Raw genomic sequence first — 20,555 nt, 5'->3', positions numbered from 1 at the left:
GGGATTAAGAATGGGAGTAGGCTTTTTTCACCTCGTCAGCCACGATGGAGAGGCCCTTGCGCAACAGGTCCTCCGCCTGGGTGAAGCTGATGCGGATGCATTCATGCCGGTGCGGCCAGGGTTCACCTTCCTCCGGAAGGGCAAAGAAAAAGTGATGGCCCGGATTCACAAAGCAGCCGCGCGCCTTGCACCGTTCATAGAGTTCCTGGCACGTGATGGGCAGCCCCTCAAACCAGAGCCACAGGAACATGGCTCCTTCACTCTTGTGGACGCGCCACGGGATGGATTCTCCAAAGAGTTCAGGCAGCAGGGAGAGGGCGAATTCCGCCTGGCGGCGGTAGAACGGCGTGAGGGTTTCACGGCACACGCGTTCCAGCGTGCCGTCTTCCAGATAAGGGGTTACCAGCGCCTGGCCCAGGTTGTTCGGGCACAGGGAGGAGGTGGTGACCATGCTGACCACCGCCCGGATGATGTCCGGACGCGCAATGACAATTCCGGTGCGCGTGCCGGGCAATCCGATCTTGGACAGGCTCATGGTCAGGATCATGTTTTCGTCCCACGCCGGATTTACGGGCACAAAGCAGATGTTGGGCAGCGGCGGTCCGTACGCGTTGTCAATCATCAGGGGCACCCCGGCGCGGGCGGCCATTTCCCGCAGGCGGTCCAGCTCTTCATCCGTCACCACGTTGCCGGTGGGGTTGGTGGGGCGGGACATGCAGATGGCGGCCGTTTCCGGGCGGATGTCCAGGCGGTCAAAGTCAATCACGTACTTGAACGTATGGCCGTCCAGCATGCGGATGCCGGGCCGGATGCCCCGGAACATCACGCCGCCGCACAGGGACTGGGACTGGTAGCCCACATAATCCGGGCACAGGGGGAAGAGGATTTCACGCACGCAGCCGTCCTTGCAGGGACCCGCGAGCATGTTGAAGAGCGTGAAGCAGGCCATCTGGCCACCCTGGGTGATCGCCACGTTCTCCGGCTTCAGGTTCCAGCCGCAGCGTTCATTGAGGAAACGGACCAGGGCGCGGATGAAGCCGGGGTCCCCGCCCGGATGGGCGTAATGCCCTACGAGCACGTCAAATTTTCCATTCCGCACCAGCTCCGCCATGCTGCGGCGCCAGAGTTCCGTTACCTCCGGAATGACGGCGGGACTGCCGCCGTTCAGCTGGCACAGGCCGGCATCCCCCGAATGGAGGGCCTTGAATAAATCCTCCATCAAATCGTCAATACCCGTTCTGGCCGTCAGGTGGCCTCCGATCTCCGATAATTGCATCATGCCGCGGGCATTGTAGCCGCATGCGCGTTTTATGCGAGAAAAATCATTGTTCGGCAGGGCGCATGAACAGTTTGACTTTCCCCCCCGTTAATGTTCATAATCCCCGGCATGTTCAACATCGTGCGATTTACCAGGCGTACCTGTCCGGCGCTGGCCCTTGCGCTGGCCCTTACCTCATGCGACAGCGGCACGAATGAAGCCCTGACCTCCTTCATTACGGGCAATTCCTCTTCGGAACACCAGCAGCTCCAGGCCCAGCTCCAGCAGACGAAGGACGCCCTGGCCCAGCTTGACCAGGAGATCAGCCAGGCGGAATCCCATGACGCGCGCGTGAATTACAATCTTCAAAAGCGCCTTTCCAATCCGGGCAAAATCGCCACTCCCTTCACGGTGAAGGATATTGACGTCCTGCCGTCCAAGCGGCGCGACTTCGAGCACCTGTGCTTTGACATTGAAGACATGCGCAAGACGCTGGCGCAGCGCAAGCAGGAGTTTCACGCCCTGCAATACCAGTACAACGCGTATGCCGCCAAACTGGCGGAATTCAAGCAGTCCCACCCGGTAGACTAATCCCACTCCCCTGACCCATCCCATGACTGACTCACCTTCCCCGCAACAGCCGTCCGGCGAAACGCTCCCGCCTTCCGAAGATGAAACCCGCTTCGCCCCCAGGGAGGACAGGAACGGCGACGGAGAAAACAAGGACGGCTCTTCCGCCCCTAAAAAACGCCTGAAAACATCCATGGACGTCGTCTCCGAACACGCCGCGGAAGAGGAATCAGCCCAGCAGGAGGAGGCGCAGAAGAAAGCCAGGGGGGACGCCCTGTTCTGGAACCTGTGCCTGGGACTGTTCGGCATCATCGTCATCGGGGCCGGATACATCGTTTATGAAAAATTTTCCCAGCTTCCCGATCCGGTGAGGGACGCCCGGGAAGCGCTGGAAGCCAACCATGCCGCCCTCCTGAAAAAGCAGGAACAGTTCAGGGAATTACGGAACAAGACTGCTCCCAAGGAACAGCTTCTCAGCCTGCTGGACATTTTTGAAAACACGGCGACCGACCTGGATGAGACGCAGAAGTCCATTGAGAAGGAAAAAATGCGCGTGGCCGGCATCCGGGGGGAAATCCGCTCCTACTTTGAACGATACCGCCAGGATGCCCGCGCGAAGGCCCGCGGCCGCAAGTTTGACATCCTCAGAACGGCCCATTCCGGAAAGACCTACCTGAACGTGGAAATCACCCGCGTGGAGAACGAGTTTGTGCGCATCATGCACGAGCAGGGCAGCACTTCCATTCCCGCCGGAGACCTTCCGGACGATATCCGGGAAATGCTGGCTTACGGCGACCCGCTGAACATTACGGCCATGAACCAGACGGACGCCTCCTTTCAGGCCCCCGTCATCCGCCGGGCTCCCGTCCCGGCTCCCGCTCCCGCCCCGGCTCCCCAGCCCGCCAAGAAGAAAGTGGTGGTGGAAGACCTGGATCCGCCCTCCGGCAAGCCGCAGATTGAAACGCCCACCCATACGGGAGATTCGGACTCCTCCTCTTCCGGCGGCATGTGGGTGCCTCCTGCCCATTCTCCGCTACCCCCCATGTAACTGATTTATCTCCAAATCATGAAAACAATCATCATCCCCGTCGTGGCCGCGCTCGTTGCCGGAATTGCCGGAGCTTCCGAAGCGTGGAGCACCAATCCTGCGGAAGCCATGCAGCAGGCCGCGGCCCAGAAGAAGGGCGTTATGCTGGAATTCACCGGTTCCGACTGGTGCGGCGCCTGCATCATGCAAAAGAAGCAGGCCCTTTCCCTCCCCAAGGTGCAGGAAGGCATCACCGCCGCCTTTATTCCCGTGGAACTGGATTTCCCGCGTAAAAAGCAGCAGGACGAACAGACCAAGGCCATGCTGGAAACCTACAAGAAATCCTACGGCATCACCGGGTTCCCCACGCTGGTCTACACAGACGCCCAGGGACGCCCCGTCCACACCGTCGTAGGCTATGCCAACCCGGACCAGGTCATGAAAGATGCGGCCAAGGCGGCGGAAGCTCTAAAAACCCAGCAGGCCCTGACAAACAAGCTGGCGGGCAGCCTCACGGACGAGCAGCGCCGGGACGCCCTGGTCCAATTGCTGAAGACGGTTCCCCAGTCCAGCATCCCCGCTTTCTACAAGCCGTCCCTGGAAGAACTGGCCAAACTGGACCCGGAGGATGCTTCCGGCATCCGCGCGGAACTGAACAGGAAAGAACTGCTCCATACCCAGAGAGAAGAGCTGGCCGATACGTTCCGTCAGAAAAACGTCCACATCCTGGCGGAACAAAAGCCTGACGAAGCCCTTTCCCTTATGGACGGCTACCTGAAGAAGGACGGGCTCCTGCCGGAAGTCAAACAGGCCGTCCTCATGCAAAAGGTGAACCTGCTCATGCAGCAAAACAGGGTGAATGAACTGGAACAGCCCCTTAAAGAAGCCGTCGCGCTTCTCCCGGACAGCTTTGAAGGAAAGATGTGCGGCAGGCTTCTGGAAAAACTGCCTGAGATCAAGAAGGAACGGGGCCAGCTGAAGCCGGGGGAAGAGCCCCCGCTCCCTCCCGGAGCCATCCGGGCCACTAAAATGATCATTCCCCCGGCTCCTGCAAAGAAATAACCCATCCTTTCCTGCCGGGTACCGGGTTCCCCCTGCCCGGCGGGTCCGCACATGGATCTTTCCACCAACCACATCCTCACCGTCTTCCTGCTCACTACGCTGGCAGGCCTTGCTACCGGGATAGGAGGCTTCATCGCCTTCTTCATGAAGAGGACGGACACGAAGACGCTTACCTTCGCCCTGGGGTTTTCCGGGGGAGTGATGGTGTACATTTCCCTGGTGGAGCTGCTGGGGGAGGCCCAGCACCGGCTGATGGAATTTGAAGGCCACACGGCAGGCGCCTGGATCGCCATTGCCTCCTTCTTCGGAGGCATCGCCGTGGCGGCCCTGATCGACTACCTGGTGCCTGAAGACGAAAACCCGCACGAAGCGCGCGGCCCGGAGGATATCCACGGCCAGGCCAGCGGGGAATTCTCCTCCGCCAAGATTAAAAGGTCCGGCATCCTCTTTGCCCTGGCTATCGGCATCCATAACTTCCCGGAAGGGATCGCCACCTTTGCCGCCGGGCTGGATTCCCTGACGCTGGGCACGTCCATCGCCCTGGCCGTGGCCGTCCACAACATTCCGGAAGGAATCGCCGTGGCGGTTCCCCTTTACTACGGCACGGGCAACCGTAAAAAGGCCCTCTTCTACTCCTTCCTGTCCGGGCTGGCGGAACCGGTGGGCGCGGCCATCGCCATGCTCTTCCTGTTCCACTTCCTCACGCCTACCGTGCTGGCCATCCTCTTTGCCTCCGTGGCGGGCATCATGGTATTCATTTCCTTTGACGAACTGCTGCCTATGGCGGAACGCTGGGGCCACCATCACATTTCCATCATGGGCATCATTGCCGGCATGCTGCTGATGGCCGTCGTGCTGATCTGAACCTGCTCCTGGCGGGGAAAATTTTCCGTGTCCTGAAAACACGCCGCATTGAGCATTTCCCGGCATCAGGGGGTCTAACCGGAAACCCCCTTTCTCCTCCATGCCGGACACCCCTGCTACCCCTGCTACCCCTGCTACCCCTGCTACCCCTGCTACCCCTGCTACCCCTGCTACCCCTGCTACCCCTGCTACCCCTGCTACCCCTGCTACCCCTGCTACCCCTGCTACCCCTGCTACCCCTGCTGCTTCCTCTGCTCCCGCCGCTCCGGCACCTTCCCCCGCCCTTCCTTCCCCTTCATCCCCCCTTGCCTGCTGGAAAAAAGGGTTCCGGCATTATGCGGATTTCCGGGGCTGCGCCTCCCGCGCGGAATTCTGGTGGTTCATGGCGCTTCCCCTCCTGGCCCTGATTCCGGCCCTGGCGGGGTACATCCTGACGGACTGGCTCCATATTCCGGATACAAGGTTGAGCATTTACGGAGACGCGCTGACCATCCTCCTGTGGGCGGCCCTGATCGTTCCCTGCGCCGCGGCGGCATTCAGGCGCCTGCATGACACGGGCAGAAGCGGCTTCTGGGTTCTTTCCCTGCTGCTTCCCTTCGGCCTGGGGCACCTGATCTTTTTCTACCTGACGCTGGGTGAAAGCAAGACGGCCGGCAACAAGTACTGCCGCCGGACGGACATACCTCCCGCGAGCGCTCCCGTCACTGCCGGAGACACGCCTGAAAAGCCCTTCACGCCGTTTTACCTTTACTGGCTCATCAGCCTCAGGAAGCTGACCACGCTGGCCGGACGCGCCTCCCGTGCGGAGTTCTGGTCCTTCTTCCTCCTTTCCGTGCTTCTGTTCCTGCCGCTGGGCTACAGCATGATCGACGTGGACAGCAATCCGCTGGGGTTCTATGTTTCCCCTTCCCGGCAAATTCTGGCGTACACCACCCATCCGCAGGATGCCCTCATCCTGCTGGCCCACGCCTGTTTCAATCCCACCTTTTACTTTTTCTACCAGTCCGGGGAGCTGAGCATGCTTTCCCTGGAGCTTCTGGCCACCGTGGCCGGGCTCAACATCCTGTTCAACATACCGGTGGCCGTACGGCGCCTGCATGACAGCAACCTGAGCGGAAAATTCATCCTGATTCCCATCCTGATTTTCATCGTCACCTTCGTGCTGGTTTTCCTGCTGCGCCTGATTCCGGGGGATATGGCCCCTTACGTGGCCTATCTGGCCATGGCCTCCAATCTGATGGACCTGTTTTCCATCCTCTTCCTGTCCATGATGCTGCTCAAAAGCTCTTCCGGCGCCAATGACTACGGCGTGCTTCCGCAAAAAATAACCGTATCCTGAGAACAGGATACGGTTGAAAAGCAATCAAGCCGCACAGGCAGCGGCTTTTGCCTGAAGGCGCGGAGCGTCAGTCCCCGAAGCACACGCCCAGGTCACGCGCCGTGCGCACAAGCTGGCAGTCCGGGTCCACCAGCTTCAGGGTCTTCACGGCCTCCTCAATGGGGACGGCCGTCATCTTGGTCCCCCGCAGGGCCACCATGCAGCTGAACTTGCCCTTTTCCACCAGTTCCACGGCGTAACTGCCGAACCGGACGCCCAGAATGCGGTCATAGGCGCAAGGGGAGCCGCCGCGCTGGATGTGGCCCAGCACGCAGGAGCGGGTTTCAATACCTGTAGCTTCCTCCAGTTTTTTAGAGATCACTTTGCCGATGCCTCCCAGGCGTACTTCCCCCTGGGTCTTTTCATCCAGCAGCACCAGTTCATCCGCCAGGCGCGCGCCTTCGGACACCACCACCAGAATTTCCCGCTGCCCGGCAGCCTTGCGCGCCTTGATGCATTCCACCACATTTTCAATGGAGAACGGAATTTCCGGCAGCAGAATCACATCCGCGCTTCCGGCGATGCCGCCTTCCAGGGCAATCCACCCCGCATGGCGCCCCATCACTTCCACCACCATCATGCGCTGGTGCGCGTTCGCCGTGGTTTCCAGGCGGTCCAGGGATTCGGAGACGATGGAAACGGCGCTGTAGAAGCCGAAGGTCACGTCCGTCGCGCCCAGGTCGTTGTCAATGGTCTTGGGCACTCCCACCACGGGAAGGCCTATTTCAGAAAGCAAAAGGGCCGTGGACTGGGAGCCGTCCCCGCCGACGACGATCAGGGCATCCAGGCCCAGCCGCCGGATGGTGGCTTTTGTCTTTTCCAGCACGGCGGGCTCAATCGCCCCTTTCTGGTCCACGCCCACCTTGATGGCGAAGTTTCCCTTGTTCACGGTTCCCAGGATGGTGCCTCCCTTGGCGCGCAATCCGCGGCATCCGGCAGGGGTCAGCCATTCAAACCGTTCATCATCCTCCGTGGACAGAAGTCCCTCAAACCCATCGTAAAAACCGACAACGTTCCAGCCGCGGCGGGAAGCCGCGCCCACGACACCTTCAATAACTGCATTCAACCCGGGAGAGTCACCCCCGCTATTCAAAACACCGATGTTCATATTCGGTGTTTCTTATAGCAGAAAATTGCGGGGCCGTCTACTTCCTATCGCTTCTCTGCTCCAGATTTCACGGGAAGCTGGACGAACTCCTTGGGGTCCTTCATGTCCATGCCGGAAGCCTGCCAGTTTTCCCACACCCGCCAGCCGCTGGTCATCATCTGCTTGGCCAGGGGGTAACGTTGCGCAGAGCCCAGCACCACAATGATCATGCGCTGGGGGTAAATCACCTCCGTGCCCGTCTGGGGACTGCGGCGGGAAATGGCGTTGCGCGTGACGCTGAGCAGCAGGCAGGGGCCGGCGGCGCGGGAGGTGCCCGCCTTGATGCCGTCCACGCCGGGGGAGCTCATGAGCTTGTTGTTGTTGGAGATGTCGTACATCGTCATTCCCTTGGTCTGGGACTGCACGCCGATGCGGCGGCTCGCCTGGGAGACAATGTAGCAGAAGGCCGGATTCTGCATGCTGTACGCGCCCAGCAGGGCCATGTCCAGCGCGCAGGATTCGGAAACGGAGTTGCCCGCATCCAGCCCGTGGGGGGCGGTGAAGCGCGTCTTGGACATCTTCAGGGAGCGGGCCAGATTGTTCATTTCCGTCACGAAGGCGCCAATGGGGGAGCCGCCGCCACGGCGGGAGACCAAATCACGGCCCACAAAGGAGGCGACCGTCAGGGCGGACACGTTGTCCGAGCCCAGCAGGGTGGAGTACAGCGCGTCCCGAAGCGTCAGGCGGTCGCCCGGCTGAAGGTCCATGGGATTGCCGGCGCGGAGTCCGAACGCCTCCTGGGGAACGGCGATGAAGGTGTCCAGCGGCAGGCGCGTGCGGGCCACCCAGTCCAGCGCGACCATGGCGGTGGCTACCTGGGAAAGGCTGGCTACTGGCCTTCTGGCTTCCGCATTGGAGCTGAAAAGGAGTTTGCCGGAATTGGCCTCAATGGCGATGTAACTGGGCTTTTCCTGCGCCCGGGCGGAGAACTGGAATACACAGGCCAGGGTCAGGAGGAATAGAGATAGCTTTTTCATGGCGGGACCGGCGGGATAGTGCCCGTTCCCCCCGCATTTGGAAAGTCTAAAATGTTTTCCATGCACCACTTATATGTCATGACACGGAAAAACGCATTGACCTTTCGCCTCCTATCCTATTTGTTGGAGGAAGCCGTCCCCTCCAACGGGAGCATTACGACCTGCCCAGCGCCATGACCAGCATTCAATTCTTCTACAGCCGGGACTTCCCGGGAAACGCCCTGCGCTCCAACGCCCGCCAGGCGCTGGAGCATCTGGGCATGAATGTGGAAATACAGGAGACGGAAGCCTCTCCGGGACAGGCTGAATGCACGCTGCCCGCCCTCGCCATTGACGGGGAAATCGTCGTTTCCGGCGTGGAGCCTTCCGTGCGTGAGCTGGAACTCCTCCTTGAAGACCGCGCGCGGATGCAGGAAGAGGAATCCTTCTGTGGAGCGTGCGGCATGGAGTGCGGCGGCATGAATGGTGCGGAGGGCTGCGCCGGGTGCGGGAAGAACGGAGGGCACCCCGGCATGGCGGGCAAAATCATCGGCTTTGTGATCCTGCTCATCATCCTGTTCACGGCGGTAAAAATCCTCTCCTGACCATTCCCCGTGCGCAGAAAGCGCCGCTCATGGATGTGCCTTCCCCTCCCCACGGCGGCTTTCCAAGCGGCAGGCCCACTCTTCTTCCGTCCACGTGAGCAGGCTTGATAATTTCTTGAATTCCCCTCTCCAGCAGGACACAGTAGCGGCATGCGCTCCTTCTTCGGTTCCATTCTCCTGATTCTGGTGCTGGCCGCCCTTGGCGCCACCATTTATTACCACTGGTCCACCAATTCCCACCTGGAATTCGAACTCCGCAATCCTGACGAACCGGAGAAAACCATCCAGGTCATCAACATGGAAAAGCGCGCCGCCTCTCCTCAACCCGCCCCTGCCGCGGAAGAACCCATCCCCTTTGCGGAAGAGATTCCGTCCCCCGCGCCCGCCCCGGCGGAAGCCGCGGAATCCTAACCCCTCCCCTCTGTTCCATTTCATGAAACCGGTCATCGGATACACGCTGGGCGACCAGTCGGGCATAGGCCCGGAAGTCATTTCCGCCGCGCTCGCCTCCGGAGAGCTCCCGGAGGAAGCGGAATACCGCCTCATCGGCGCCAGAACGGACGTTCCGGTGGGAAGGCCTAATCCTGAATCCGCCAAATACGCCTTTGAACATCTGGAACAGGCCGCACAAGCCCTCCGGGAAGGGACCGTTGCCGCCGTGGTTACCGCCCCCGTCTGCAAGGAGACCCTGCATGAAGCAGGTTTCCGCTGGCCGGGGCAGACGGAATTCTTTGCGGAACGCCTGGAAACGGACAATTACGCCATGTGCCTGACCGGAAAACGGCTGACAGTGGGCCTGGCAACCATCCATACGTCCCTTCAAAGCGTGCCGTCCCTGCTGAACACCGCGGAACTGGTCCGCATCGGGACCCTGCTGAAGGATTTCTGCCTCCGCAAGGGAATCCGCCGCCCGCGCATCGCCCTGGCGGCCCTGAACCCCCATGCGGGAGAGCACGGGGCCTTCGGGAATGAGGACGGAGCCATCATTGCCCCGGCCGTGGAACAACTGGGCATTTTATGCCCGGATGCCGTGTTTGACGGCCCTGCCGTCCCGGACTGCGTGTACCGTGACGCCGTGGAAGGCTGCTATGACGCCGTGCTGGCCCCGTACCATGACCAGGGTCTGATTCCGCTGAAACTGGTGGACTTCCACACCGCCGTCAACGTCACCCTGGGCCTTCCGCGTCCCCGGCTGAGTCCTGACCACGGAACCGCTTTCAACCTGGCGGGCACCGGAAAGGCCAATCCTTCCAGCACCATCCATGCCTTCCAACTGGCCGTCCGGATGGCGCAGCCGCGTTAACGGCTCTCTTCCTTCCGGAGTTTTTCCCGCCACACCCGGGCGGCCCGTTCCGGAGCAGACACCCAGTATTGGAACGTTTCCTCCGCAGGGAGGCTCTCATCCTCCCACAGGATCAGAGAAATGGTCAGTATGTCTATGACGGAGCGTTCCAGGGCATCCCTGTCATGTTCCCGCTTCTGGAACCAGCACCATTGTTCCGGCGTCAGCGGAGGAAGTTGGGAAAGCCTTTCCGTTTCCTCCACCTGCCGGTCCGCATAACGCCGGATCAGTAAAAACTTTCTCTCCCGGGAAATCCGGGAGACCGTGTCCTCCAGCAGTTCCAGAACCCCGTCATTCCAGCAGCATAACAGCGTCTCTTCCAGACTGCCGTTGGCCAGCGGGTCGTGGTCCATCTCATAAGACAGGGAAGATTCAGGCTTCCATTTCCAGGCCAGCAGCTTTTCATAGGAATCGCCATCGGGGGACGACGGCAGGGGAAGTTCCGCCTGAGCTATGAAATCATCCAGGGAGTCTATCGCCGTCTTGGACGCCCACATCATCCTACGTAACGCGGAAAATCCTTCTTCCGCTTCTTCATGGGTAATAACGCCATCTTCCTCCAGCTCCAGTAATGTTACTATCTCCTCCTTCTTTTTCTGTTTCCTGCTCTCCGCTATCCTCCTGAACAGCCGGACCTCCGCATCAGACATCCGGCACCACTCCCGCGTGGAAGGTTCACCGGACATGAACGCCTCCCGCCACGCCTTTTCCAGCCGGTCCGCCTCCCGGCTCAATTCCTTCACCGCTTTTTTACAGGAGGGGGAATCCTTCACCCGGCTGCCGACCATCTCCACGGCTTTGGTAAACGTATCGTCCCCCACCACATCCACCATCCGGACGCCGGAACGGGCGCTACCGCAGCAAAGGCACCCGGCAAGAAGCGCCACGCAAAACAATTTCATCATGAACGGATCATTGTCAACCGCACACGGAAAGTCAACCCCTTCCGGGCTTTGCCTCCTTTATTCCCACCCAAGGCGGGAATAAAATGCGGGAAACGGGCCGTTCCCCAAAACAAGGTAAAAAATAGGCTTGCTTTCTGGCGGCAATCATTGCACCTTACTTGCCCGCAAGGTGCGCACCGTTCGCACGACACATTTCTAATTATCACAAGACCATGAGAAATTACGAAGCTCTTATCGTATTCAACATGAAGGGTACGGAAACCCCCGTTGAGGAGTTGATCAATACCGTAGCCGCTACGATGAAGGAAGAAGGCGCCGACATCACCAAGACCGAAAACGCCGGACGCCGTGAATTCGCCTATGAATCCAACCACCTTTCCGCCGGCCAGTATGTGACTTACACGTTCTCCGCGGAACCTTCCGCCATCAGAACCATCCGCGAACGCCTTCGCCTGAATCCCCAGATTCACCTTCAGTACTACAAGGTGATCGCCTAAATCCGGCACATGCGGACGAAGCATCCGCTCCTTGCTTTTTTACTGAAAGGACCGCCTCTTTACGGAGGCGGTCCTTTTCTTTACGGGTAATTTACTCTTCAAAAACGCACGCTTGCTCCTCTTTAATAGACATTGGCCGCTTTTGAGGCGATGTTCCGCAGCAACTGGCGGATGGGGGCAACAGGAGGCAGATTTTCCACGCCGTATTCCCTGGCAATTTTTTCCATGTGGGGAAAGCTGATCCACGTGCTGCCTTCCTTATCTTCCCACACGGCAATGCGCAGGGGCAGTTCCGTAGCAATGCCCGGATTTCCGAGCATCAGATTGGTGCCTACCTTGGGGGAGCCAAAAATGACCACCTTGGAGGGAGGCATTTCCAGCCCCGCCTCACGGGCATTTTTTCCGTGGTCAATCCTGGCGAAGACGGGAATGGATTTTCCCTCCAGAATCTTTTCAATGCGTTCCATGGTTTCATCCACGCCGAACACGCTTTCATAAAGATACAGGGAATTGTCATCCAGCTGGCCGGAGCCGAGCTTGGGATCCAGCGCTCCGGCAATGCGGCGCGCCAGGTTGGTCAGGTCCACGCCTTCCTTGTTCGCCGTCAGGGTCACGCACACCAGTTCGGAAGGGGCCGTGAACCGGCAGATGTAGGAGGAAAAGCCGGGAACGCCGCCCTTGATGTCCATCAGGCCCTTGTGGTGCGGGAACTGCCAGCCCGCCATGGCCGGGACGATTTTTCCATTGTCCAGGCGGATGGGCTTGTAAATCATGTCCCGGTGCTTTTCATCCTTCACCAGGATGGAGCCGGCCAGGCAAATGTCCCAGAAGCTGATTTCCTGCGGAGTGGACCAGATGTCGGAAAAGCCGCGCAAGGAGGAGCGCGCAGGCGGAGGAACGGATTTCACGGCCCCGTCCTTCACGGCATATCCCGCCGCCGTTTCCGCCGGGTTCACATATCCCACACGGGATTTGAAGAGGGTATGCTCATTGTCATGCCCACGCACGTTATCCTGCTGTATGGCTCCCAGATCCTTGCCGAACACCGTGTGCTGAAGGCCCAGGGGCTGGAACTGGTTTTCCCGGACAAATTCTTCATAAGGCATGCCCGCTACCGCATCAATGACCATGGACAGGAGCAGGAAGTTCGTGGCGCTCTGGCGCACGTCCGTTCCGGAGGGGAATTCCAGGCCGTTCAGCCTGACCAGGGAAAGGAGTTCTCCCGGATCATAATCCCTACTCATGTCAAACTGGGGGGATTTCCTGTAATCCGGAATGCCGGAAGAGTGCTGCAACAGCTGGAGCACGGAGACGTTCTGCCAGGCTTCCGGCAGCCCCGCCACGTAGCGGGAAATCTTGTCATGGATGTCCATTTTCCCTTTCTCCACCAGCTGGAAGGCGGCTATGGCGGCATATCCCTGGGAGATTTCCGCCGCGGGCCACAGGGTGTTGGTGGAAGCGAGAAGGCCGGTTTCCGCATTGGACACGCCGTAACCCACTACGCGGGGAATGTAGGGGGCCTGGACAATCGCAAGGGTCATGCCGGGAATTTTTTCCTCCTGCATGAAATCGTAAATCAACTGGTCCATGGACTGGCCCAGGTATTCTACCCTGGAGTCTCCACGCCCCTGGGACGGGAGATGAATGGCTGCTGAATCTTGAGTGGACATGTTATTGGGGGTTTTGTTTGCATGCGCGGGGATGCCGCCCAGCATGCACGCGCATGCGAGTATCTCCCCTGTTAACCTGAACGAATTATTCATGGCGCCTGTTTTATAAGACCCTATTTCCTGCATACGGTTCATTCAGCTTGTCATCAGCATTCCCAAAATGCCGCAGAAAAAATACAACACCACCCTCTTCCCTCCTCCGGGGAAGAGTTCCGCCAGGCCAGGTTCCCGCCACGGAAGGATTACAGGGACACGAAGTTTTCCAGCAGCTTTACGCCCAGCTTCTGGCTTTTTTCCGGATGGAACTGGGTGGCTACCAGATTCCCGCGCCTGATGGCGGCGGCAAAGCGCACGCCGTACGTGCAGAAGGCGGCCGCCAGGGAGTCATCCTCCGGACGGGGATAATAGGAATGCACAAAGTAGAAGTACGGGTCCTCCCCCATGCCCTTCCAGACAGGGTCCGCAGGATCGGAGAGGGTGAGCCGGTTCCATCCCATGTGGGGCACCTTGAGTTCCGATTCCGGGAAACGGACAACGCTTCCCTTGAAGATGCCCAGCCCGGGCACCTCCCCGTCTTCCTCACCGCTTTCAAAAAGGACCTGGTAACCTACGCAGATGCCCAGGAACGGCCTGTCCCGTTCTATCCAAGTCCGGATCAGCGGCACCAGCTCCTGGCGGCGCAGTTTTTCCGCGCAGTCCCCAAAGGCCCCCACGCCCGGCAGCACCAGATGGGTGACGCCTGCCGCATCTTCCGGCGTGCGGACCAGATGCCCGTTCACGCCGGCGGCCTCAAAGGTGTTCAGAACGCTGCGGAGGTTGCCCGCGCCGTAATCAATCACGCCGAGTTTCATGGACTTACAGCATTCCCTTGGTTGAAGGAAGGGTTCCGGCAGCCCTGGGATCAATGGCGGCAGCCTGGCGCAGCGCGCGGGCAATGCCCTTGAAGATGGATTCCGCGATGTGGTGGCCGTCCCGGCCGTAAAGCACTTCCACGTGCAGGTTGCAGCGCAGGTTGTTGGCCAGGGCGCGGCAGAATTCCTCACAGAGGGTCAGCGGAAAGTTGGGAGCGTCCGGCAGGCCGCCCTCCGGAATGCGGAAGACCACGTACGGGCGGTTGCTCAGGTCCATCACCACGCGCGTCAGGGTTTCATCCATAGGCAGGTAGGAACAGCCGTAGCGGGCAATTCCCGTCTTGTCCCCCAGGGCGTTTTTGATGCATTCACCCAGAACGATTCCCACGTCCTCCACCGTGTGGTGGGCGTCCACGTCCAGGTCTCCCCTGGCTTGAAGAGTGAGATCCGTCAGGGAATGGCGGGCCAGCAAATCCAGCATGTGGTCAAAAAACGCATGGCCCGTGGCGATGGCGGCGCATCCCGTGCCGTCCAGGTTCAGTTCCATGCTGATGTCCGTTTCACCGGTGACCCGTTTGCAAGAAGCGTTCCTCATGCGACTCTTCTATACCGAAGCCGCTACGGAAGAAAGCAGGAAATACCCCATGGGGAAAGATTTGCCCCCTTTTTTCCTCAAAAACGGCATGGCCCGGTAAAAGGGCCATGACGCAGGGCCTCCGCCGTCAGAAAAAGTCCCGGGAGGCTTTGCAGGTTGAAGGAACGGAATGGGCCTGACAAACAGGGCGGACTGAGTTTTTATTTAATCCGTCCTGTCCGTGAAGCCCGTTCCCGCGGCGCTTTCCGGAGGATATTTTCTACGGGAAGGAGCCGGATTATTTTTTCTTGGCCTTGGCGGCGGCAGCCCGCTCTTCCTGGCGCTTCTTGTCCCGGTCTTCACGGGCCTTGCGCGCGGCTTCCGCGCGTTCCGCGCGTTCACGGGCGCGTTGTTCCTGAAGGCCCACGCGCACCGTTTCCGTCAGTTCCTCATAGTATTCCCGGGGAACCTGGGCGGTGCGTACATCCGCAAGGGCCTCCATGGCCTCGTCAAATTTCTTCTCGTCACACAGGGTCCAGGCCTTTTCCAGAGCGGCGGAGCCGGCGCCTTTTTCCGGTTCCTGGTTTTTCAGGCGTTCCGCATCCGTGTTGGCAACCAGCTTGACGTCCCTCATGGCTTCCAGGGAACCCGCCGTAGGTTCATACCAGCGGTCCCCGCGCTCCTTGACCTTCTTGCGGTAGGCCCGGTGCACTTCCGTGAGCTGGTTTTCACGCTCGCGGATGGCGGTCTGCTTTTTCTGGAAAGCTTCCATCAGGAGCTGGCGCTGCTCTTTCGTCAGCTTGGGATCCCCGCGGCGCTTTTCCTCCTCTTTTCTCAACGTTTCACGTTCCTTTTCCAGAGATTTTTCCTTGGCGGCTATCATGACCTCCAGCCTCCGGTTAAGCTGGCCGGAGATTCTAACGGCATCCGGATAGGCGTCCGCCAGGGCGGCGGAGCCGGGGTAGCCGTCGCGCAAGCGGTCATACACGGCCATGGCCTGGTAGGGATTGCGGGCGGCAAGCGCCTTGAAGCGCTTCAGCAGTTTGCCGGCCTCATGGTCGTACTTGGTGCGCACGGTCACTTCCGCCTCATCCTTGGCTTCCTGCGCGGCCTGGGCGCCTTCCACCAGCTTCTTTTCCTCCAGCAGGACCACCACCCTGGCCCGCGCCTTCACGGCGGCGTCATGGGCCAGCCCCTGGGGATTCTTCTTGATGACCTTGTCCAGATCGGCCACGGCGCTCTCCAGCTCCCTGGCGTTCATGGCTTCCGGCTTGGCGTACGTCTTGGCGATCTTGGCGGCCTCCAGTTCATCCGGAGTTGCCTTCTTGATGGATTCAATCAATTCCCTCTTGATGGTCAGGGAATCCTTGATTCCTCCGGCCACGGGAACCAGGAGGCTCACGCTTTCCGGGGTTTCCACCTCCACGGTGCAATCCTTGTAAATGGTTCCATCCTTGAGTTTTACTTCATCCGCCGCAGCAAGCGGAACGAGTGCGGCCAGCGCCAACATGAGGGACTTGTTCATAAATCTAAGGCTTTTTCCAAATTGATCTGACGAGTACGTATCCTGCACTTTACCAGAAGACGCCATCTTGGCGACAAAAAAAAGCCCGGAGCCGTAAAAACGGTTCCGGGCCCTGAGAGATAAAATCAGTCTGTCAGGCTTACTTGGCAGCGGGGGCTTCTTCAGCAGCCGGAGCGGCTTCCTCCGTGGAAACGCGGGGGGCTTCCACGATGGCCACGATCACGTCGCCGGCCAGTTCCGTGTTCACGCCGGAGGGCAGCTTGAGATCGGCAATGCGGAGGGTCTCACCCAGCTTCAGGCCGGAGATGTCAGCCGTGACGGCTTCAGGCAGGTTCTTCACCTGGCAGGTGATGGCCAGTTCATGAATGGTCTGGTCCAGCACGCCGCCCAGGGCTACGCCGGCAGCTTCACCTTCCAGAATGACGGGAACGATGGAGTGGATGACCGTGGTATCGGTAACGGCCTGGAAGTCCACATGCACGCAGGAGTTGGTGATGGGGTTGTGCTGCACTTCCTTGAGAAGAGCCTTCACGATCTTGCCGTCGATGTCCAGAGCCACCAGAATGTGTTCGGAAACGGCGGAAGCCAGCATGCGGGAGAATTCGCGGGCGTCAACCTGTACATTGACGTTGTCAAAACCGGGACCGTAAACCACGCCGGGGACCAGGCCCTGGCTGCGGAGTTGCTTCAGATTACCGGAGCCGCAGGCTCTCGTTTCGGCCTTGAGGGAATGGGATGTAGCCATGTCTTATAGAGGCAATATTGAGTGTTGATTGATAATGTTTCCTAATCGGGTTCAGGCAGAGGCCCCGCCGGGATTTCTGAACCCGCGTAAACCGATACTCAGGTCAGGGCGCAGGACTCTGCACTAAAATTGTCTAAATGTCAAACAATGATGATACGGATTCTCCGTCATGAATGCGCCGCACGGCATGACCCAGCAGGTCTCCCACGCTGATGCAGTCCACCTTGGGGCCATGGGCCATGGGAACGGTGTCCGACGTGAGGACGCGTTCAATGCAGGAGCCGGCAATGCGCTCGCGGGCCATGTCTCCCAGCACGCCGTGGGACACGCAGGCAAATACGCGCTGGGCGCCGCGTTCCTTCAGGATGTTGGCGGCGGCGCACAGGGTGCCGGCGGTTTCCGTCATGTCGTCAATGAGGACGGCGTCACGGCCTTCCACGTCACCGATGACGTTCATGGCTTCCACATGGGTGGCATTGACGCGGTGCTTGGCTACGATGGCCAGTTCCGCGCCCAGGGCGTCCGAATAGGCGCGGGCCATTTTCACGCCGCCTACGTCCGGGGAGACGACGACGAGCTTCTGGAGGTCCTTCACGTAGTTTTCACGCAGGTGGCGGATCAGGACGGGAGCAGCGTAAAGGTGGTCCACCGGAATATCAAAGAAGCCCTGGATCTGGGCGGCGTGCAGGTCCATGGTGAGCACGCGGTCCACGCCGGCAGCGGTGAGGAGGTTGGCCACCAGCTTGGCGGTAATGGGAACGCGGGGCTGGTCCTTGCGGTCCTGCCGGGCGTACCCGAAGAAGGGCACCACCGCGGTGATGCGTCCGGCGCTGGCGCGGCGGGCGGCGTCCACCATCACGCACAATTCCATAATATTATGGTTGGTGGGGGGGCAGGTGGGCTGAATGAGAAAGACATCCTTGCCGCGGATGTTTTCATTTATCTTTACAAAACTTTCCCCATCGGGGAAAGTGTTCACCGTGACGTCCGTCAACTGAATGCCTACGCTTTGCGAAATGCGCTCCGCAAGTTCTCTGTGTGCTGTACCGCTGATAATCTTCATACCGGAAACTGAAAAGCGGACGCATTCTGAACACAGGTCCACATAATCGCAATACTTAATTCTCACAATTTGATTTTTCTCCATGATGGGTTCATCCGCTCCAGATGCAAAAGAGAGATTTCTAACCGTTCCCATGGCCGCCGTCCTGGCCGCCTGCGCCATCCTGCTGGCGTGGTCGTACCTGGCGTTTCCGGAATTCGGCTCCTCCGGGAATGACAACAGCATCCAGTGGCTCATTTCCTCCTGGAACAAGCAGACGGATTATGAACACGGCTGGCTGGTAGTCCCCATCATCGCCTTCATGCTGTACCACGCCAGGAAGAAGGTAGCGGAAGCCGCCAAGCGCATCGACTGGCGCGGACTGGTTCTTTTCATCCCGGCATGCCTGCTGCTGGCCCTCTCCTACCGTGTGGGGCAGCCCCGCGTGGCCGTAGGGGCGCTCCCCCTGATCCTGCTGGGAGGCGCCTGGTATCTTGCCGGGCCGCAGGTAGCCAGGCTGCTTGCCTTCCCCCTGCTTTTCTTCTGGCTGTGCATTCCCCTGCCTTCCTTCCAGCAGGCCACGGTGGAGCTGCAAATCCTTGCCACGGAGCTGGGGCACCTGGGGGGGGCCCTTTTCGGGGTGGATACATACCTGCAAGGCACCAATATCCGCTCCACGGACGGCCATTGGGACGCCTTCAACATTTCAGGGGGGTGCAGCGGCATGCGCTCCCTGATGGCCCTGCTCATGCTGTCCGCCGCGTGGGCCTACCTGTCCGACCTGAAGTTCTGGAAGAAATGCGTGCTTTTTCTCAGCGCCATTCCCCTGGCCGTCATCGGCAACGGCGTCCGCATCACCAGCATTGTGGTAATGGCGGAATACGGAGACCCCGGGTTTGCGGCTAAAACCTGGCACGACTGGTCCGGCCTGCTGTTTTTCTTCCCCATCTGCCTGGCGGGCCTGGCGGCCGTCCACTCCCTGCTGGCCGGGGAGCTGATCTGGAAGCCGTCCCGGCGCAAAAAGCTGGTCGTTAAAATGAACAAGTCCCACTAAGCGTTTCCGCCGCCATGAATATTAAAACGCTCAAGATTCTCATCCTTCCCTTTTTCCTGGCCGTCATGCTCGGCGGCATTTACCTGATGCCGCGCAAGGGAGAGGTGCAGGACTCATCCATCAGCATGAACCTTCCCACCGGCATGAATCCGGACGGCTGGCACGGCACGCGCCGGCAGGAGTCTGAACAGGAACGGGGCATTCTGGCCCCGGACACGGAATTCTCCAAGGCGGACTACGTGCAGGAAATCCCCATCAGCCTGGACACGCCGGAAACCGCGCCCGTGCTGTGCCGGGTCTCCATCGTCAAATCCGGCCACGACCTGAACAACTCCATCCACCGCCCGGAACGCTGCCTCCCGGCCCAGGGCCATTTCAACCTGACGGGAACCAGGGTGGAGGTGCCCGTGGAAGGCCACGGAACCATCAGGATGACCAAGCTGAAGTCCCAGCAGAACATTACTCCGGGCGAGCCGCGGCCCATCATTCTGGACAGCATGCACTATTACGTGTTCATCGGCCACCGCCACATGACGGAAGACCACCTTGCCCGCACCCTGATGGACATGAGGGACAGGGTCCTGTACGGGGAGGACCAGCGCTGGTGCTATTTCCAGATATCCACCGCATACGGGGACCAGATCAAGGTGCCGGAGGAGGAAGCCCGGAAACAGACGGAACGCCTCATCAGCCAGCTTCTCTCCCGGCTGGTCAAGTGGAATGAACTGGACAGGTAGCACATGCCCGGCCTGCGGCGGTCAGTCCGCAAGCCTGCCTTCCAGCCATGCGGAAGCCGCCTGAAAGAGGCTGGGCGTTTCTTCCGCGGGGGCTTCATACAGCATGGGCGCGGGACGCCGGTGGGAGTAAAGATGCCCGGAGAGGTCCCGCCGGTATCCGGAGAAGGCCAGGTTCACGTCCGCTCCGGCGCAATGGCCCCAGCGGCCGCCAATCCTGGGCACCACGTCCATGAAACCGCCGCCGTCCCGCAGGTAGGCATTTCCCCACCATTCCACGCACGCCGGGCGCACGCTTTTCTGCCGCCGCGCCACGGCGTCTATCGTCAGGAGGCAGAGCGGAGCGGCCTGCACGGACTGCCTGCGGGCCACTTCCACCGCGCAGGAGCCGCCGTAACTGTGCCCCACCAGCACCACGGGCAGCCCGGGATGTTCCCGGCGCAGCGCTTCCAGCTCCTCCGCAATGTTCCCGCACCTGTCCCGGAACACGCCCCAGCCTCCACCGTCCCAGTGGTAATAGGCCGTGGCATGGGCCACCCCCGGCAGAAAGCCGGAAAACCTCCGTTCCACACGGCTCAGGCAGCCCGCCACCGCGTCCCCGAAACCGCCGATGAACACGGTCAGATAACCGGGAACGCTTCCGCGCGGAAGCAGGTTTAACGTCCTTTGAACATGCATGTCTGGCGCCATGATGGAGAAATCACGTCAATATCCAAGCCCATAGGACGTTCTGGCTTGATAAAACCGGA

The 20,555-nt window shown here is 60.1% G+C and carries 22 protein-coding genes; 11 read left to right on the top strand and 11 right to left on the bottom strand.

The genetic code is table 11. The features are described from left to right. Positions 1–4: 4 nt before the first annotated feature. Positions 5–1,279, bottom strand: a complete 1,275-nt coding sequence (locus tag ABGM91_RS08015) for a valine--pyruvate transaminase (protein ID WP_290566807.1) — start codon at positions 1,277–1,279, stop codon at positions 5–7. Between the two features lie 90 nt (positions 1,280–1,369). On the opposite strand from ABGM91_RS08015, the gene ABGM91_RS08010 reads away from it, so the two are divergent. The 5 genes from ABGM91_RS08010 to ABGM91_RS07990 all read left to right on the top strand — a co-directional run bounded on the left by ABGM91_RS08010 (position 1,370) and on the right by ABGM91_RS07990 (position 6,120). Continuing rightward, positions 1,370–1,849, top strand: coding sequence for a hypothetical protein (locus ABGM91_RS08010; protein ID WP_290566806.1), 480 nt, complete (start codon positions 1,370–1,372; stop codon positions 1,847–1,849). A gap of 22 nt (positions 1,850–1,871) precedes the next feature. Next, entirely contained in the window at positions 1,872–2,876 is a 1,005-nt protein-coding gene (locus ABGM91_RS08005; RefSeq protein ID WP_354831225.1) for a hypothetical protein, read from the top strand. Between the two features lie 18 nt (positions 2,877–2,894). Then, entirely contained in the window at positions 2,895–3,917 is a 1,023-nt protein-coding gene (locus ABGM91_RS08000) for a thioredoxin family protein (protein ID WP_354831222.1), read from the top strand. Positions 3,918–3,968: 51 nt separating this feature from the next. Next, positions 3,969–4,781, top strand: a complete 813-nt coding sequence (gene zupT / locus ABGM91_RS07995; protein WP_290566803.1) for a zinc transporter ZupT — start codon at positions 3,969–3,971, stop codon at positions 4,779–4,781. Between the two features lie 100 nt (positions 4,782–4,881). Continuing rightward, the gene (locus ABGM91_RS07990; protein ID WP_354831219.1) at positions 4,882–6,120 is read left to right on the top strand and encodes a DUF805 domain-containing protein; all 1,239 of its coding nucleotides are present in this window, start codon (positions 4,882–4,884) and stop codon (positions 6,118–6,120) included. A 67-nt stretch (positions 6,121–6,187) separates the two neighbouring features. Here the strand turns inward: ABGM91_RS07990 and ABGM91_RS07985 are convergent, their stop codons facing one another. After that, the gene (locus tag ABGM91_RS07985; RefSeq protein WP_215428798.1) at positions 6,188–7,267 is read right to left on the bottom strand and encodes an ATP-dependent 6-phosphofructokinase; all 1,080 of its coding nucleotides are present in this window, start codon (positions 7,265–7,267) and stop codon (positions 6,188–6,190) included. A 44-nt stretch (positions 7,268–7,311) separates the two neighbouring features. Beyond that, positions 7,312–8,283 carry a serine hydrolase gene (locus ABGM91_RS07980; protein WP_215428799.1) on the bottom strand — a complete coding sequence of 324 codons (972 nt, stop codon included), beginning with the start codon at positions 8,281–8,283 and terminating at the stop codon, positions 7,312–7,314. Between the two features lie 173 nt (positions 8,284–8,456). Here ABGM91_RS07980 and ABGM91_RS07975 point away from each other — a divergent pair, with 173 nt between their 5' ends. From ABGM91_RS07975 to ABGM91_RS07965, 3 genes are all read left to right on the top strand, one after another. Further along, a complete protein-coding gene (locus ABGM91_RS07975) occupies positions 8,457–8,867 on the top strand; it encodes a thioredoxin family protein (RefSeq protein ID WP_354831216.1) in 411 nt (136 codons plus the stop codon). A gap of 150 nt (positions 8,868–9,017) precedes the next feature. Then, the gene (locus tag ABGM91_RS07970; RefSeq protein ID WP_354831213.1) at positions 9,018–9,278 is read left to right on the top strand and encodes a hypothetical protein; all 261 of its coding nucleotides are present in this window, start codon (positions 9,018–9,020) and stop codon (positions 9,276–9,278) included. Positions 9,279–9,300: 22 nt separating this feature from the next. After that, positions 9,301–10,170 (top strand): 4-hydroxythreonine-4-phosphate dehydrogenase PdxA, encoded by an 870-nt coding sequence (locus ABGM91_RS07965; RefSeq protein WP_354831211.1) that lies wholly within the window; start codon positions 9,301–9,303, stop codon positions 10,168–10,170. Here the strand turns inward: ABGM91_RS07965 and ABGM91_RS07960 are convergent. After that, positions 10,167–11,114, bottom strand: coding sequence for a hypothetical protein (locus tag ABGM91_RS07960; protein WP_354831209.1), 948 nt, complete (start codon positions 11,112–11,114; stop codon positions 10,167–10,169). The two genes, ABGM91_RS07965 and ABGM91_RS07960, sit on opposite strands and share 4 nt — an antisense overlap. Positions 11,115–11,326: 212 nt before the next feature. On the opposite strand from ABGM91_RS07960, the gene rpsF reads away from it, so the two are divergent. Then, entirely contained in the window at positions 11,327–11,611 is a 285-nt protein-coding gene (gene rpsF / locus ABGM91_RS07955; RefSeq protein ID WP_102714517.1) for a 30S ribosomal protein S6, read from the top strand. A 122-nt stretch (positions 11,612–11,733) separates the two neighbouring features. On the opposite strand, the gene ABGM91_RS07950 is transcribed toward rpsF, so the two are convergent. The 6 genes from ABGM91_RS07950 to ABGM91_RS07925 form a co-directional block, all read right to left on the bottom strand. Next, positions 11,734–13,281, bottom strand: a complete 1,548-nt coding sequence (locus tag ABGM91_RS07950) for a serine hydrolase (protein ID WP_354831206.1) — start codon at positions 13,279–13,281, stop codon at positions 11,734–11,736. A 242-nt stretch (positions 13,282–13,523) separates the two neighbouring features. Beyond that, positions 13,524–14,132, bottom strand: coding sequence for an imidazole glycerol phosphate synthase subunit HisH (gene hisH, locus ABGM91_RS07945; RefSeq protein WP_215428805.1), 609 nt, complete (start codon positions 14,130–14,132; stop codon positions 13,524–13,526). Positions 14,133–14,136: 4 nt separating this feature from the next. Continuing rightward, a complete protein-coding gene (gene hisB, locus ABGM91_RS07940; RefSeq protein ID WP_354831204.1) occupies positions 14,137–14,727 on the bottom strand; it encodes an imidazoleglycerol-phosphate dehydratase HisB in 591 nt (196 codons plus the stop codon). A 277-nt stretch (positions 14,728–15,004) separates the two neighbouring features. After that, positions 15,005–16,231, bottom strand: coding sequence for a hypothetical protein (locus ABGM91_RS07935; RefSeq protein ID WP_354831201.1), 1,227 nt, complete (start codon positions 16,229–16,231; stop codon positions 15,005–15,007). Positions 16,232–16,370: 139 nt separating this feature from the next. Then, positions 16,371–16,976 carry a 50S ribosomal protein L25 gene (locus ABGM91_RS07930; RefSeq protein WP_215428808.1) on the bottom strand — a complete coding sequence of 202 codons (606 nt, stop codon included), beginning with the start codon at positions 16,974–16,976 and terminating at the stop codon, positions 16,371–16,373. 133 nt (positions 16,977–17,109) lie between these two features. Continuing rightward, the gene (locus ABGM91_RS07925) at positions 17,110–18,039 is read right to left on the bottom strand and encodes a ribose-phosphate pyrophosphokinase (protein ID WP_102714780.1); all 930 of its coding nucleotides are present in this window, start codon (positions 18,037–18,039) and stop codon (positions 17,110–17,112) included. Positions 18,040–18,172: 133 nt separating this feature from the next. On the opposite strand from ABGM91_RS07925, the gene ABGM91_RS07920 reads away from it, so the two are divergent. Together ABGM91_RS07920 and ABGM91_RS07915 are read left to right on the top strand one after the other, a co-directional pair. Next, on the top strand, positions 18,173–19,072 hold the full coding sequence (locus ABGM91_RS07920) for an exosortase/archaeosortase family protein (protein ID WP_354831199.1): 900 nt from the start codon (positions 18,173–18,175) through the stop codon (positions 19,070–19,072). 14 nt (positions 19,073–19,086) lie between these two features. Beyond that, positions 19,087–19,809 (top strand): EpsI family protein, encoded by a 723-nt coding sequence (locus ABGM91_RS07915; protein ID WP_354831196.1) that lies wholly within the window; start codon positions 19,087–19,089, stop codon positions 19,807–19,809. Between the two features lie 21 nt (positions 19,810–19,830). On the opposite strand, the gene ABGM91_RS07910 is transcribed toward ABGM91_RS07915, so the two are convergent. Next, positions 19,831–20,484 (bottom strand): hypothetical protein, encoded by a 654-nt coding sequence (locus tag ABGM91_RS07910; protein WP_354831194.1) that lies wholly within the window; start codon positions 20,482–20,484, stop codon positions 19,831–19,833. Between the last annotated feature and the right edge of the window lie 71 nt (positions 20,485–20,555).

Source organism: Akkermansia muciniphila (assembly GCF_040616545.1).
Taxonomy (GTDB): domain Bacteria; phylum Verrucomicrobiota; class Verrucomicrobiia; order Verrucomicrobiales; family Akkermansiaceae; genus Akkermansia; species Akkermansia muciniphila_E.
Note: the sequence above shows the minus strand (reverse complement) of the source record. Positions and strands in the feature narration are given on the sequence as shown.

Bases quoted from the DNA above. Each gene is read 5' to 3' on its own strand.
- ABGM91_RS08015 (WP_290566807.1), bottom strand. From the start codon at position 1,279: ATGATGCAATTATCGGAGATCGGAGGCCACCTGACGGCCAGAACGGGT.
- ABGM91_RS08010 (WP_290566806.1), top strand. From the start codon at position 1,370: ATGTTCATAATCCCCGGCATGTTCAACATCGTGCGATTTACCAGGCGT.
- ABGM91_RS08005 (WP_354831225.1), top strand. From the start codon at position 1,872: ATGACTGACTCACCTTCCCCGCAACAGCCGTCCGGCGAAACGCTCCCG.
- ABGM91_RS08000 (WP_354831222.1), top strand. From the start codon at position 2,895: ATGAAAACAATCATCATCCCCGTCGTGGCCGCGCTCGTTGCCGGAATT.
- zupT (WP_290566803.1), top strand. From the start codon at position 3,969: ATGGATCTTTCCACCAACCACATCCTCACCGTCTTCCTGCTCACTACG.
- ABGM91_RS07990 (WP_354831219.1), top strand. From the start codon at position 4,882: ATGCCGGACACCCCTGCTACCCCTGCTACCCCTGCTACCCCTGCTACC.
- ABGM91_RS07985 (WP_215428798.1), bottom strand. From the start codon at position 7,267: ATGAACATCGGTGTTTTGAATAGCGGGGGTGACTCTCCCGGGTTGAAT.
- ABGM91_RS07980 (WP_215428799.1), bottom strand. From the start codon at position 8,283: ATGAAAAAGCTATCTCTATTCCTCCTGACCCTGGCCTGTGTATTCCAG.
- ABGM91_RS07975 (WP_354831216.1), top strand. From the start codon at position 8,457: ATGACCAGCATTCAATTCTTCTACAGCCGGGACTTCCCGGGAAACGCC.
- ABGM91_RS07970 (WP_354831213.1), top strand. From the start codon at position 9,018: ATGCGCTCCTTCTTCGGTTCCATTCTCCTGATTCTGGTGCTGGCCGCC.
- ABGM91_RS07965 (WP_354831211.1), top strand. From the start codon at position 9,301: ATGAAACCGGTCATCGGATACACGCTGGGCGACCAGTCGGGCATAGGC.
- ABGM91_RS07960 (WP_354831209.1), bottom strand. From the start codon at position 11,114: ATGATGAAATTGTTTTGCGTGGCGCTTCTTGCCGGGTGCCTTTGCTGC.
- rpsF (WP_102714517.1), top strand. From the start codon at position 11,327: ATGAGAAATTACGAAGCTCTTATCGTATTCAACATGAAGGGTACGGAA.
- ABGM91_RS07950 (WP_354831206.1), bottom strand. From the start codon at position 13,281: ATGTCCACTCAAGATTCAGCAGCCATTCATCTCCCGTCCCAGGGGCGT.
- hisH (WP_215428805.1), bottom strand. From the start codon at position 14,132: ATGAAACTCGGCGTGATTGATTACGGCGCGGGCAACCTCCGCAGCGTT.
- hisB (WP_354831204.1), bottom strand. From the start codon at position 14,727: ATGAGGAACGCTTCTTGCAAACGGGTCACCGGTGAAACGGACATCAGC.
- ABGM91_RS07935 (WP_354831201.1), bottom strand. From the start codon at position 16,231: ATGAACAAGTCCCTCATGTTGGCGCTGGCCGCACTCGTTCCGCTTGCT.
- ABGM91_RS07930 (WP_215428808.1), bottom strand. From the start codon at position 16,976: ATGGCTACATCCCATTCCCTCAAGGCCGAAACGAGAGCCTGCGGCTCC.
- ABGM91_RS07925 (WP_102714780.1), bottom strand. From the start codon at position 18,039: ATGAAGATTATCAGCGGTACAGCACACAGAGAACTTGCGGAGCGCATT.
- ABGM91_RS07920 (WP_354831199.1), top strand. From the start codon at position 18,173: ATGGCCGCCGTCCTGGCCGCCTGCGCCATCCTGCTGGCGTGGTCGTAC.
- ABGM91_RS07915 (WP_354831196.1), top strand. From the start codon at position 19,087: ATGAATATTAAAACGCTCAAGATTCTCATCCTTCCCTTTTTCCTGGCC.
- ABGM91_RS07910 (WP_354831194.1), bottom strand. From the start codon at position 20,484: ATGCATGTTCAAAGGACGTTAAACCTGCTTCCGCGCGGAAGCGTTCCC.